Annotated in this window: 13 protein-coding genes; 6 read left to right on the forward strand and 7 right to left on the reverse strand. The window is 72.1% G+C overall.

Annotated features, from left to right (window positions below; genetic code table 11):
- Nucleotides 1-141 precede the first annotated feature (141 nt).
- The 4 genes from glpK to ACFVXJ_RS30090 all read right to left on the reverse strand — a co-directional run bounded on the left by glpK (nt 142) and on the right by ACFVXJ_RS30090 (nt 3,231).
- Entirely contained in the window at nt 142-1,659 is a 1,518-nt protein-coding gene (gene glpK / locus ACFVXJ_RS30075) for a glycerol kinase GlpK (RefSeq protein ID WP_389666487.1), read from the reverse strand.
- Between the two features lie 54 nt (nt 1,660-1,713).
- Nucleotides 1,714-2,553, reverse strand: coding sequence for an MIP/aquaporin family protein (locus ACFVXJ_RS30080; RefSeq protein ID WP_389666489.1), 840 nt, complete (start codon nt 2,551-2,553; stop codon nt 1,714-1,716).
- A gap of 154 nt (nt 2,554-2,707) precedes the next feature.
- Entirely contained in the window at nt 2,708-3,052 is a 345-nt protein-coding gene (locus tag ACFVXJ_RS30085) for a DUF4190 domain-containing protein (protein WP_389666491.1), read from the reverse strand.
- The gene (locus ACFVXJ_RS30090) at nt 3,049-3,231 is read right to left on the reverse strand and encodes a hypothetical protein (RefSeq protein ID WP_389666492.1); all 183 of its coding nucleotides are present in this window, start codon (nt 3,229-3,231) and stop codon (nt 3,049-3,051) included. Before ACFVXJ_RS30090 ends, ACFVXJ_RS30085 begins: the two co-directional genes overlap by 4 nt.
- A gap of 96 nt (nt 3,232-3,327) precedes the next feature.
- Between ACFVXJ_RS30090 and ACFVXJ_RS30095 the strand changes: the two genes are divergently transcribed.
- Nucleotides 3,328-3,996 carry a TetR family transcriptional regulator gene (locus ACFVXJ_RS30095; RefSeq protein ID WP_389666494.1) on the forward strand — a complete coding sequence of 223 codons (669 nt, stop codon included), beginning with the start codon at nt 3,328-3,330 and terminating at the stop codon, nt 3,994-3,996.
- A gap of 115 nt (nt 3,997-4,111) precedes the next feature.
- Nucleotides 4,112-4,633 carry a DUF4142 domain-containing protein gene (locus ACFVXJ_RS30100; protein WP_389666495.1) on the forward strand — a complete coding sequence of 174 codons (522 nt, stop codon included), beginning with the start codon at nt 4,112-4,114 and terminating at the stop codon, nt 4,631-4,633.
- Nucleotides 4,634-4,749: 116 nt separating this feature from the next.
- Here ACFVXJ_RS30100 and ACFVXJ_RS30105 read toward each other — a convergent pair whose 3' ends face one another.
- Complete coding sequence (locus tag ACFVXJ_RS30105; protein WP_389666497.1) at nt 4,750-5,793, reverse strand: NAD(P)-dependent alcohol dehydrogenase; 1,044 nt, start codon at nt 5,791-5,793, stop codon at nt 4,750-4,752.
- Nucleotides 5,794-6,058: 265 nt separating this feature from the next.
- Between ACFVXJ_RS30105 and ACFVXJ_RS30110 the strand changes: the two genes are divergently transcribed.
- The 4 genes from ACFVXJ_RS30110 (at nt 6,059) to ACFVXJ_RS30125 (ending at nt 9,706) form a co-directional block, all read left to right on the forward strand.
- Nucleotides 6,059-6,691: a hypothetical protein gene (locus ACFVXJ_RS30110; RefSeq protein WP_389666499.1), complete on the forward strand. Its 633-nt coding sequence runs from the start codon at nt 6,059-6,061 to the stop codon at nt 6,689-6,691.
- Between the two features lie 118 nt (nt 6,692-6,809).
- Nucleotides 6,810-7,058 carry a ferredoxin gene (locus ACFVXJ_RS30115; RefSeq protein ID WP_389666532.1) on the forward strand — a complete coding sequence of 83 codons (249 nt, stop codon included), beginning with the start codon at nt 6,810-6,812 and terminating at the stop codon, nt 7,056-7,058.
- The gene (locus ACFVXJ_RS30120; RefSeq protein ID WP_389666501.1) at nt 7,051-8,442 is read left to right on the forward strand and encodes an NAD(P)/FAD-dependent oxidoreductase; all 1,392 of its coding nucleotides are present in this window, start codon (nt 7,051-7,053) and stop codon (nt 8,440-8,442) included. Before ACFVXJ_RS30115 ends, ACFVXJ_RS30120 begins: the two co-directional genes overlap by 8 nt.
- A 25-nt stretch (nt 8,443-8,467) precedes the next feature.
- Nucleotides 8,468-9,706, forward strand: a complete 1,239-nt coding sequence (locus tag ACFVXJ_RS30125; RefSeq protein WP_389666503.1) for a cytochrome P450 — start codon at nt 8,468-8,470, stop codon at nt 9,704-9,706.
- A gap of 75 nt (nt 9,707-9,781) precedes the next feature.
- On the opposite strand, the gene ACFVXJ_RS30130 is transcribed toward ACFVXJ_RS30125, so the two are convergent.
- Together ACFVXJ_RS30130 and ACFVXJ_RS30135 are read right to left on the reverse strand one after the other, a co-directional pair.
- Complete coding sequence (locus tag ACFVXJ_RS30130; RefSeq protein ID WP_389666504.1) at nt 9,782-10,519, reverse strand: tyrosine-protein phosphatase; 738 nt, start codon at nt 10,517-10,519, stop codon at nt 9,782-9,784.
- A 66-nt stretch (nt 10,520-10,585) separates the two neighbouring features.
- Complete coding sequence (locus ACFVXJ_RS30135; protein ID WP_389666506.1) at nt 10,586-11,254, reverse strand: O-methyltransferase; 669 nt, start codon at nt 11,252-11,254, stop codon at nt 10,586-10,588.
- Nucleotides 11,255-11,261 lie beyond the last annotated feature (7 nt).

An 11,261-nucleotide genomic window follows, 5' to 3' on the forward strand; every position in this document is an offset into this window, starting at 1 on the left:
CGCCCGCGCCCCCCCCGGCCGCGTCGCGCCGGGCCGGGCCCCCGCCACCAGCGCCCCCCCGGCGAACACCCCCCCCCGCGGCGCCGCCCCCGCCCCGGGGCGCGGGCCGCGACGCGGGACGGTACGCGACCCCGGGCGGGCCTATTCGACCGTCGTCCAGTCGAGGGTGCGTTCCACCGCCTTCTTCCAGCCCGCGTACCCCTCCTGGCGCCGCTCCTCGGACCACTGGGGTTCCCAGCGCTTGGACTCCTGCCAGTGGGTGCGCAGTTCGTCGGTGTCGCGCCAGAAGCCGGTGGCCAGGCCGGCCGCGTAGGCGGCGCCGAGGGCGGTCGTCTCGGCGACGACCGGTCGGCTGACGGGAACGCCGAGCACGTCGGCCTGGATCTGCATGCACAGGTCGTTGGCCGTGACGCCGCCGTCGACCTTGAGCACGTCGAGGTGGACCCCGGAGTCCTGCTCCATCGCCTCGACCACGTCGCGGCTCTGGTAACAGATGGCTTCGAGGGTGGCCCGGGCCAGGTGGCCGCTGTCGTTGTACCGGGCCAGGCCGACGATCGCGCCGCGCGCGTCGGAGCGCCAGTACGGGGCGAACAGGCCCGAGAAGGCGGGGACGAAGTACATGCCGCCGTTGTCCTCGACGGTGCGGGCCAGCCGTTCGCTCTCGGCCGCGTCCGTGATGATCTTCATCTGGTCGCGCAGCCACTGCACGGCGGAGCCGGTCACCGCGATCGAGCCTTCGAGGGCGTAGATCGCGGGGCTGTCGCCGAACTGGTAGGCCACCGTGGTCAGCAGGCCGTGCTGCGAACGGACCAGTTCGGTACCGGTGTTGAGCACCAGGAAGTTGCCGGTGCCATAGGTGTTCTTGGCCTCGCCGGGCGCGTAACAGACCTGCCCGACGGTCGCCGCCTGCTGGTCGCCGAGGACCCCGGTGATGGGGATGGCGGCGCGCAGCGGGCGGGAGGTGCGGGTCTCCCCGTACGCCTCGCGGTGGGAGGACGGGTTGATCTTGGGCAGCATGGCCCGGGGGACGCCGAAGAAACCGAGCAGTTCCTCGTCCCAGTCGAGGGTTTCCAGGTTCATCAGCATCGTGCGGCTGGCGTTGGTGACGTCGGTCGCGTGGATGCCGCCGTCGGGGCCACCGGTGAGGTTCCACAGGACCCAGCAGTCCGTGTTGCCGAAGAGGGCGTTGCCCGCTTCCGCCGCTTCGCGCACGCCGTCGACGTTCTCCAGGATCCACTGGATCTTGCCGCCGGAGAAGTACGTGGCCGGCGGCAACCCCGCCTTGCGGCGGATCGTGTCGCCCTGACCGGAGCGGTCGAGGGCCGCGGCGATGGAGTCGGTGCGGGTGTCCTGCCAGACGATCGCGTTGTAGTACGGGCGGCCGCTGCGGGGGTCCCACACCACGGTGGTCTCGCGCTGGTTGGTGATGCCGATCGCCGCGAGGTCGGCGGGGGTCAGGTTGCCGTGCCGCAGGGCGTTCTGGATCACCGAGTTGGTGCGTTCCCAGATCTCGACGGGGTCGTGTTCGACCCACCCCGACCGCGGGAGGATCTGGGCGTGTTCCAGTTGGTGCTTCGCCACTTCGTTACCGGCGTGGTCGAAGATCATGAAACGGGTGCTGGTGGTTCCCTGGTCCACCGCGCCGACGAAGTCCGCCATGGGGTGCCGCCTCTCCTGTGGGATGGCCTGCTCGCTGCCCTCAGGCAGCCGTGGTCACGCTTCCGGTCCCTCGGGGGCCGGCACGCGTCCGGGAGGCTCCGGCTCGGCGGTCGGCAGGAACCTGCCGACGAAGAACTTGTACAGGGCCGCTCCGACCAGTCCGCCGATGAACGGACCGATGATCGGGACCCAGAAGTAGAAGTTGCCGTACTGATCTCGCCACGCATGGCCGTAGCCCGTGATGAAGCTGGCCAGCCGGGGGCCGAAGTCACGGGCGGGGTTGATCGCGTAACCCGCGTCGGTGCCCCAGGCCATGCCGATCGCGACGACGACCAGGCCGATGATGAACGGGGCCAGGTTGGCGCCGGGAGGCGTGCCCAGCAGGTCCGTGATGGCCAGGATCAGGAACAGCAGGATCGCGGTGCCGATGATCTGGTCCCGCAACGCTCCCCACTCGGTCACCGGCAGGTTGGGGTTGCCGTTGGCCGGGAGGGTGGAGAAGACGCCCTGCGTCTTGGTGTGCGTGGGGTCGATCGTCGACAGCGCCTCGCTGTAGTTCCAGCGCACCAGCAGGGCTGCCACGAAGGCGCCCGCCGTCTGCGCGAGGGCGTACGGCGCGACCCTGCTCCAGGGGAACCCCTTGAACGCGGCGAGCGCCACGGTCACGGCGGGGTTCAGGTGTGCGCCGCTGAGCCGTGCCGCGACGTACACACCGAGAGTGACGCCCAGGCCCCATGCCCAGGCGATGCTGTCGTGGTTGCCGAGGCCGCCGGGGGGATCCGTGAGACCTCCACCGGCCACCACTTGGGCCACCACGCCGCACCCGAAGAGGATGAGGATCATGGTGCCCGCGAATTCGGCCGACAGCTCAGCGACCAAAGGTGGCATATTCATCCGCTTGACCATCGAAGCCCGCTTCCCGCCGGCCCAGGGCCGGCCGTGGACTGCCCGGGTCCTCCCCGCTTCTCACGATAGGACGATCACCGGAGAACCGCACGACGGTGCCGTGGGACCGGTCCCCGCGGGCGTCGAACGGGCCTTTCGACGGTCAGCCGACGCCCCAGGACCAGGTGTGGTCCGCGCCGACCAGGCAGGCGAGGACGACGAGGTCGGCGATTCCGAGCGCGAACCCGAGGCGGGCGCGGCCGGGGCGGCTCGTACCGCGCCGCAGGGCGAGCGCGGCCAGGACCATGGAGGCCGGGCCGAGCAGGAGGTTCATGGCGAGGAGGCCGACCAGGCCGAGCAGGAAGGAGGCGACGGCCATGCCGTCGGCCTCGCGGGTGCGGTCGCGGGCGGGTCGGGGGTCGGCGGGGCGCTCGACGTGCTCCGCGCGGTCGGTGCGGTCGGTGCGGTCGGTGTCGAGGATGCGGTCGAGGGTGCTTCGGACGCTCATGACGAACCTTCCTGTCGGTGGGTCCGGCGGTGGTGGCGGCCGGACCGTTCACGGATCGCGAAGACCAGCAGCCAGCAGGCGATCGCGGCGGTGACGGCGAGGGAGACGGGGGCCGACACGTGCGCCACGGTCCCCAGGAGGACCCCCATCAGCATCAGTGCCGCAACGAGGAAGAGCATCGTGCTCCCTCCTGAAATAGGTGACAGTTGTTCACTGACTACCCAGTCTAATAGTGCTCATGCGGTCCTGTGTGGCGGGGGGGTTAACTTTTCGTCATGAGCCAGACCGCCGGAGCCCGTCAGCTCCAACGCCTCAAGACCCGCCGTGCCCTGCTCGACGCCGCCCTGACCCTCCTGGAGGAGCAGAGCCTGGGCAGCCTGGGTCTGCGCGAGGTGACCCGCGCGGCGGGCGTCGCACCGACCGCCTTCTACCGGCACTTCCGCGACATCGAGGACCTCGGCATCGCGCTGGTGGACGAGGCGCTGGAGAACCTGCACGCCACGGTCCGCTCCATGCTCACCACCACCGGCGACGCCGATCAACGCACGGCCGCGGCGGTGGAGTTGATGGCCGCCTTGGTGCGCGCCTACCCCGCGCACATCCGCTTCATCGTCCGGGAGCGGCACGGCGGCGTACGCCGGGTCCGGGAGGCGGTGAGCGGACAGCTCGACGCGTTCGCGGGCGAAGTGGCCGAAAGCCTCGGGTCCGATCCGCTCGGCGCCGGCTGGAGCCGGGACGATCTGCTGATGCTGGCCCGGTTGTACGTCGACCACATGGTGATGACGGCCTCCGCGTTCCTGGCGGCAGCCCTCGACGAGGACGGTGAATGGGACGCCGTCACCCACACCGCCCTGCGCCAGTTGCGGCTCATCCACGCGGGCCGGGTGCACTGGGCACCGGCGAGGACGGGAGCGGGAGCGGGGGCGGGAGCGGGGGCGGGGTGAAGGGAACCGTACGCGGCGCGTGACGACGTTTGTCGGCGGGGACCGGGGTAGGGGCCGGGGGAGTGCGGCCGCGGGAGCGCCACCTCGGTGCCGGGCCGCCGGAGAGGAGCGCCTCATGCGTAACCGACTGCTGATCGCGGCGGCCGTCACGGCGGTGACCGCCGGTGTGTGCGGACCGGCGGCGGTCGCCGCCGACCGGGCCGACAACCAGGACGCCGTATTCCTCGCCTCCGTCCACCAGGGCAACCTCGCGGAGATCGCGGCCGGCCAGGACGCGCAAAGGAACGCCACCACGGAGTGTGTGAAGACCGTCGGCGCCCGCATCGTCGCCGACCACCAGAAGCTCGACCAGGACGTCAAGGCGGTGGCGGCGCAGCTGAAGACGACCCTGCCCACCGCGCCCACCGCCGATCAGCAGCAGAAGCTGAAGGACGTACAGGCCAAGGCCAAGACCTCCGGGTACGACTCCGCCTGGCTCGCCGGCCAGGACGCCGCACACAGGTCGACCCTCGCGTTGATCCGGCTGGAGATCAGCAGCGGTAAGGACAGCGCGGCCGTCGCCGCGGCGAAGCAGGCCGAGCCGGTCGTCACCATGCACCTCGACATGGTTCGCGGCGGCACCTGTCACGCCATGTGACCCCGCGCCCCGGCGCCCCGGGCCCACGCCCTCGGCTCGAACCCGGACCGGACCGGATCAGATCGGACCGGATCTAACCGAATGAGACCGGTGTCGGGTTCGGCCCAGGGCCCGGTTCAGCCCAGGGTCGAGATGTCGATCACGAAGCGGTAGCGGACATCGGAACCGAGCACCCGCTCGTACGCCTCGTTGATCTTCTCGGCCGGGATCGGCTCGATTTCCGCGCCGACGCCGTGCCCGGCGCAGAAGTTGAGCATCTCCTGTGTCTCGGCGATGCCGCCGATCATCGAGCCGGCGAACGAACGGCGCCGCGACATCACGGAGAAGGCATTGAGGGACAGCGGTTCCGGCGGGGCGCCCACGTTGACCATGGCGCCGTCGAGGGCGAGGAGCGAGAGGTAGGCGTCGATGTCGAGCTTGGCGCTCACCGTGTTCAGGATGATGTCGTAGGTGCCCGCGAGTCGCTCGAAGGTTCCGGGGTCGCTGGTGGCGTAGTAGTCGTCGGCGCCCAGGCGCAGCCCGTCGGCCTGCTTCTTGAGGGACTGGGACAGGACGGTGACCTCGGCGCCCATGGCGTGGGCGAGCTTGACCCCCATGTGCCCGAGCCCGCCGAGGCCGACGACGGCCACCTTCTTGCCGTGGCCGGCGCCCCAGCGCTTGAGCGGCGAGTAGGTCGTGATGCCGGCGCACAGGAGCGGGGCGGCCTCGTCGAGCGCGAGCCCCTCCGGAATGCCGACGACGAAGTCCTCGTCCACGACGATGTGGGTGGTGTAGCCGCCGTTGGTGTCGGTGCCGTCCCGGTCGATCGAGCCGTAGGTGAAGACCGTCCCGTTCAGGCAGTACTGCTCCTCCCCCGAGCGGCACGGAGGGCACTCGCGGCAGGAGTTGACCATGCAGCCGACGCCGACCCGGTCCCCGACGGCGTGCCGGGTGACCTGCGGGCCGACCTCGGCCACCACCCCGGCGATCTCGTGGCCGGGAGCGACGGGATAGGTCACCGGGCCCCACTCGCCGCGCACGTGGTGGATGTCGGAGTGGCAGATGCCGCAGAACTTGATCTCGATCAGGACGTCCCGCGGGCCGACCTCGCGCCGTTCGACGGTGGCCGGGACGAGCGGTGCGTCCGCGGAGGTGGCGGCGTACGCGTTGACGGTGCTCATGTCGTGCCTCCATGGATGGGGGGCGGCCGTCGCGGCCGAGGAGCGCGGCCGGGGGGCGGCGCCGGACCGGTCCGCCGCGGGGCCCGTCCGGGCCGAGGCTCGCTTTTCACCGTACGTCCATGCTGCCGCGCACGCTGGCCTGCCCGCGGCCCCGCAGGTCGGGCCGGCGGGGGCCGGCAGCCCGGCCGGAAGCCGGAGGCCGCGGGGGTCACCCGACTGGGTGACCCCGTTGGCAGCCGGGCCGGGGGCCCGGCTTGCTGGACGGATGAGAGAGCGTTCACCGGGTGCGTCCCGGACCCGGAACCTGGAGACCCCGAGGGCGGCGGGAGTGGCCGGGATCGTCTTCGCGGCCCTGCTGGCCGCGGCGATCGTGCTCGCCCGGCTCGGCCTGCCGGAAGGAGCCGGCGGCTCCTCCGTGGAGCTCGACCCGGGGCAGCGGGCCTCGGTGAACACGGCTGTGGAGCTGGTCCCCTTCGCCGGTATCGCCTTCCTCTGGTTCATGGGCGCCGTGCGCGCGCACACCGGGGATGCCGAGGACCGGTTCGTCGCCACCGTCTTCCTGGGCAGCGGCCTGGTCTTCGTCGCCTCCCTCTTCGCCGCCGCCGCGGCCGCCGGGACCGTGCTCTCCGCCCACCAGCCGCAGGACTTCGGCCGGCACTTCGCGTACGAGCTGCTCACCACGTACGGCATGCGGATGGCCGCCGTCTTCGTCCTCGCGACGTCCACCATCGGGCGCAAGCTGGGCTCGTTCCCGCGCGCCCTGAGCCTGGCCGGGGTGGCGGCCGGCCTGATCCTCCTGGTGGCGGGATCCTCCCTGCCGTGGTCGGAGCTGGTGTTCCCCGCCTGGGCCCTGCTCATCAGCGTCTACATCCTGCGGGCCGCCGGCCGGACTCGGTGAGGTACCCCGAACGCACGACGGCCGTCACCCCGATGGTCCGCGTGGACGGGCCGGGACGGCGCCCGCCCGGCACGCTGGTCCGGGGAGCCGAGGGGGTCACCGAAAGGACCGCACGTTGCTGAGGCTTGTCGTCGATCTCAACCGGTGTCAGGGGTACGCGCAGTGCGCGTTCCTCGCGCCCGACGTCTTCGCGATGCACGGGGACGAGGGGCTCCTCTACGATCCGCAGGCCGAGGACGCCCAGCGCGAGCGGCTGGCGCAGGCCGCGGCGGCCTGCCCCGTCCAGGCCATCCTCGTGGACGACCTCGACCGGGCCGGTGACCGGGACCGCGGCCCCGCGACCGCCGCGGAGGCCCGCGATGCATGAAGTGACCCTGGACCACCTCAAGCGCGAGGGTCGGATCGTCGTCGTGGGAGCCTCGCTCGCCGGCCTGCGCGCCGCCGAGACCATCCGCGACAAGGGCTTCACCGGCGTACTGACCATGATCGGCGACGAGCCGTACGAGCCCTACGACCGCCCGCCCCTCTCCAAGGGCGTCCTGCTCGGCAAGTCGACCGCCGAACGCACCGCGCTCCCCCGCCGCCGGGCCATCGACGCCGAGTGGCGGCTCGGCGTACCGGCCACCGGCCTCGACATGGCGGCCCGGCGGGTGAAGCTGGCCGACGGGGACGAGGTTCCGTACGACCGGCTCCTGATCGCCACCGGCGTACGGGCGAGGCCATGGCCGAACGCCGCCGAGGGCGAACTCGACGGGGTGTTCGTGCTGCGCACCCGCGACGACGGCGCGGCGCTGGCGCGGCGGCTGGACGCGGGCCCCCGCCGGGTCCTGGTGATCGGGGCCGGCTTCACCGGCTCGGAGATCGCCTCCGCGTGCCGGGAGCGCGGCCTGGCGGTCACCGTCGCCGAACGCGGCGACGCGCCTCTCGTCGGGGCACTGGGCGGGGTGATCGGGGCCGTGGCCGCCGAACTCCAGCGCGAGCACGGCGTCGACCTGCGCACCGGCGTCATGGTGACCGGCCTGGAGGGCGACTCCACCGGGCGGGTACGGGCCGCGCACCTCTCCGATGGCACCACGCTGGACTGCGACGTGGTGGTCGTCTCGCTGGGCGCCCAGCGCAACACCGAGTGGCTGGCCGGCTCCGGGCTCGGCGCGGGCCCGCGCGGCATCGCCTGCGACGCGGGCTGCCGGGCCTTCGACATCCGGGGCATCGTCACCGACGACATTTACGTGGCGGGTGACGTGGCCCGCTCCCCACACCCCCTGTTCGGGTACCAGTTCCTGTCGCTGGAGCACTGGGGCAACGCCGTCTCCCAAGCGGAGACCGCGGCGCACAACATGCTCAGCGTGAGCACCGATCGGCGCCCGCACATCTGGGTCCCGGCGTTCTGGTCCTCGCAGTTCGGGGTCAACATCAAGTCCGTCGGCGTGCCGTCGATGGGCACCGAGATCATGATTCCCCAGGGCTCGCTCGCGGAACGCCGCTTCACCGGCGTCTACGGGTACCAGGGCCGCGTCATCGGGGCCGTCACCTTCGACAACTCCCGGTGGCTGCAGTTCTACCAGCAGCAGATCGAGTCGACCGCGCCGTTCCCGGTGCCGTTCCCGACGGTCGACCGGCGCCCCGACGGCAACCGGCCCGTCCCGGCCGACTTCCCGGACCCGTCCGTGCCCACGCACGGTCCGACCATCACCCTCAGCGGATATTCGCCGGCCGACCGGCGGATGACCTTCACCCCCGCCGGGCACTGACCCGCAGGCCCCCGGAGGACCCGCAATGACCCACGGCATCCTGAGCGAGATCCTGGACTACGCCAACCGCGCCAACCCGTACCCGCTGTACGAGGAACTGCGCAAGACTCCCGTCTTCCACGAGGGGAGCGGGCCGTACGTCATCAGCACCTACTACGAGATCCAGAGCCTGCTGCACGACCCCCGGCTCAGCTCCGACGCCCGCAACCTGGCCGCGACGGCCGGGGACCCGCTGGCGGGCGAGGGCGAGGAGGAGGCCACGGCCCTGCCGCCCGGCTTCCTCAAGCTGGACCCGCCCGAACACGACCGGCTCCGGCGGATGACGAACCGGCCCTTCGGGCCGCCGCACTCCCCGCGCCGCGTCGACGGGATGCGCGACGACCTGCGCTCCATCGTCACCGGACTGATCGACGACCTCGGTGACCCCGGACAGATCGACCTGGTCGACCAGTTCGCGTACCCGTTCCCCGTCACCATGATCTGCCGGCTGCTGGGGGTGCCGCGCGAGGACGAGCCCCGTTTCCACGTCTGGGCGGACACCCTCGCGGCGAGCCTGGACCCCGATCCGGACGCGGACCCGGCCGAACGGCAGCGCAAGACCCACGACTCCCGGATGGAGCTGGGCATGTACCTGGCCGGGCTGATCGAGGAGCGGCGCAAGCAGCCCGGCGACGACATGCTGTCCCAACTGGCCGTCGGGTACGGGCCGGACGCGTCCATGTCCACCATGGAGCTGCTCAGCACCGCCGCCCTGCTGCTGATCGCCGGCCACGAGACGACGGTCAACCTGATCACGAACGGGATGCTCACGCTGCTGCGCAACCCCGACGTACTGGAACGGCTGCGCCGGGACCCGGCGCTCGCGGCGCCGCTGGTGGAGGAGCTGCTGCGGTTCGAGCCGCCGGTGCAACTGCTGCCGCAGCGCACCCCGCTCGTGGACATCGAGGTACGCGGGGTCACCATCCCCAAGGGCTCCTCGATGTGGCTGATCCTCGCGTCGGGCAACCGGGACCCGCAGCGCTTCGAGAACCCCGACCGCTTCGACCCGGACCGCCCGGACATCCAGCACCTGGGCCTGGGCAGCGGCATCCACAGCTGCTTCGGCGCCCCCCTGGCCCGCCTGGAGGCCCAGCTCGCCCTCACCGAACTGGCCCGCCGCCTGCACAACCCGCGCCTCCTGGAGGACCCGCCCCCCTACCGCCAGAACGCCGTCCTCCGCGGCCCCCGCCACCTCCGCATCGCCTGCGACGAGGTCCGGGCGTAGGTTTGCGCCCCTTCCCGGGCCCCGGGCGGCGCGACCGCCCGGGGCCCGCGGCTGCCCGGGCGGGTGGGGAGCCGGTCAGCAGGCGGTCAGCAGCCGGTCCCGGAGCCGGCCGACCGTGGCCGAGGAGATGCCGACGCGGTCGAGGAGGTAGCCGGAGGGCGAGTCGTAACGGGCGGTCAGGTCGTCGAGGACGAGGGCGAGAACCCGCGCGGGGGCGCGGCCGTACGAGGGCCAGCGCATGGTGCGTCCCGGGTGGGCGGTGTGCCAGTCGGCGAGCAGGCGGTCCGTGGCCCGTTCGGTGAGGGCGAAGTCGGCCAGGACGTCCTCCCGGGAGACGCCGAGGAGGGTCAGTACGAAGGCGGCGACGAGTCCGGTGCGGTCCTTGCCGGAGGTGCAGTGGAAGACCGTGGCCCCCGGCTCGGCCGCGGCGATGAGCTCGACGGCCTGTCGGATCTCCGCGACCCCGTCCTCGGTCACTTCGGCGGCCCGGTCCGCGAGGTAGCGCCAGGGGTCGGTGTCGGGGTCGATCTCGGCCTGGTCGTAGGGTCGGTGCTCGATGCTGAGGTTGGCGTAAACGAACCGGTGCGGCTCGGGCACCCGCCCCTTGGTGTCGGCCTCCCACGGGTAGCGCAGGTCGATGACGGTGCGTATGCCGAGGTCCAGGAAGCGTTCCCAGTCCGCTCCTCGGAGCTTGCCGAGCGAGTCGGCACGGTAGAGCAGGCCCCAGGCGACCCGGCGGCCGTCGATGCCGCGGTAGCCGCCCAGGTCACGGAAGTTGTGCAGCCGGTCGAAGGCTATGTGGCGGCTCGGCACGGTCGGGCTCCTGTCGGGTGCGGTGGTCTTCCGCTCCGGATGATGCCGTAGCCGTCATGCCCGGGTTCAGCGTTTGCGCGCCACCGTGAGGCCGTCCGCGATGGGCAGCGTCACCGACTCCACCCGCCCGTCGGCCCGGACGTGCGCGTTGAACTCCCGGATGGCCAGGGCGTTTCCCGTGGCATCGGGGTGTACCGCCGCGCCGCCGTACAGGACGTTGTCCGCGAGCAGCAGACCGCCCGGGCGTACGCGGGGAACGAGTTCGTCCCAGTAGGCGCGGTAGCCGCTCTTGTCGGCGTCCAGGAACACCAGGTCGATCACCGGCTCGGGCGGCAGTTCGCGCAGGGTCTCCAGGGCGGGGGCGATCCTCAGCTCGATCCGGTCGGCGACTCCGGCCGCCTTCCACGCCTCGCGGGCGATCCGGGTCCACTCCTCGGAGACGTCGCAGGTGAGGACCTTCCCGCCGGGCAGCAGCCCGTGGGCGAGGGCGAGCGTGGAGTAGCCGGTGAAGGTGCCGACTTCGACGATCCGCAGGGCGCCGGCGAGCTTGGCCAGCAGGGTGAGGAAGACGCCCTGCTCGTGTGGGACGCGCATCTCGGAGGGGCCGCCGAGCGCCCGCGTGCGCTCGATCAGCTCCCGCTGGACGGGGGTGACGGGTTCGGCCTGCTCTACGAGGTAGGCGTACACCTCGGGGGTGAGGGGCACGGTCTTCACTTCGTCGGGGGTTCGGGTCATGGAGTGG

Origin of the sequence: Streptomyces sp. NPDC058279 (assembly GCF_042881255.1) — a bacterium.
Lineage (GTDB): Bacteria > Actinomycetota > Actinomycetes > Streptomycetales > Streptomycetaceae > Streptomyces.

Coding starts and splice junctions, on each gene's coding strand:
- glpK (WP_389666487.1), bottom strand. CDS start 1,659: ATGGCGGACTTCGTCGGCGCGGTGGACCAGGGAACCACCAGCACCCGT.
- ACFVXJ_RS30080 (WP_389666489.1), bottom strand. CDS start 2,553: ATGAATATGCCACCTTTGGTCGCTGAGCTGTCGGCCGAATTCGCGGGC.
- ACFVXJ_RS30085 (WP_389666491.1), bottom strand. CDS start 3,052: ATGAGCGTCCGAAGCACCCTCGACCGCATCCTCGACACCGACCGCACC.
- ACFVXJ_RS30090 (WP_389666492.1), bottom strand. CDS start 3,231: ATGCTCTTCCTCGTTGCGGCACTGATGCTGATGGGGGTCCTCCTGGGG.
- ACFVXJ_RS30095 (WP_389666494.1), top strand. CDS start 3,328: ATGAGCCAGACCGCCGGAGCCCGTCAGCTCCAACGCCTCAAGACCCGC.
- ACFVXJ_RS30100 (WP_389666495.1), top strand. CDS start 4,112: ATGCGTAACCGACTGCTGATCGCGGCGGCCGTCACGGCGGTGACCGCC.
- ACFVXJ_RS30105 (WP_389666497.1), bottom strand. CDS start 5,793: ATGAGCACCGTCAACGCGTACGCCGCCACCTCCGCGGACGCACCGCTC.
- ACFVXJ_RS30110 (WP_389666499.1), top strand. CDS start 6,059: ATGAGAGAGCGTTCACCGGGTGCGTCCCGGACCCGGAACCTGGAGACC.
- ACFVXJ_RS30120 (WP_389666501.1), top strand. CDS start 7,051: ATGCATGAAGTGACCCTGGACCACCTCAAGCGCGAGGGTCGGATCGTC.
- ACFVXJ_RS30125 (WP_389666503.1), top strand. CDS start 8,468: ATGACCCACGGCATCCTGAGCGAGATCCTGGACTACGCCAACCGCGCC.
- ACFVXJ_RS30135 (WP_389666506.1), bottom strand. CDS start 11,254: ATGACCCGAACCCCCGACGAAGTGAAGACCGTGCCCCTCACCCCCGAG.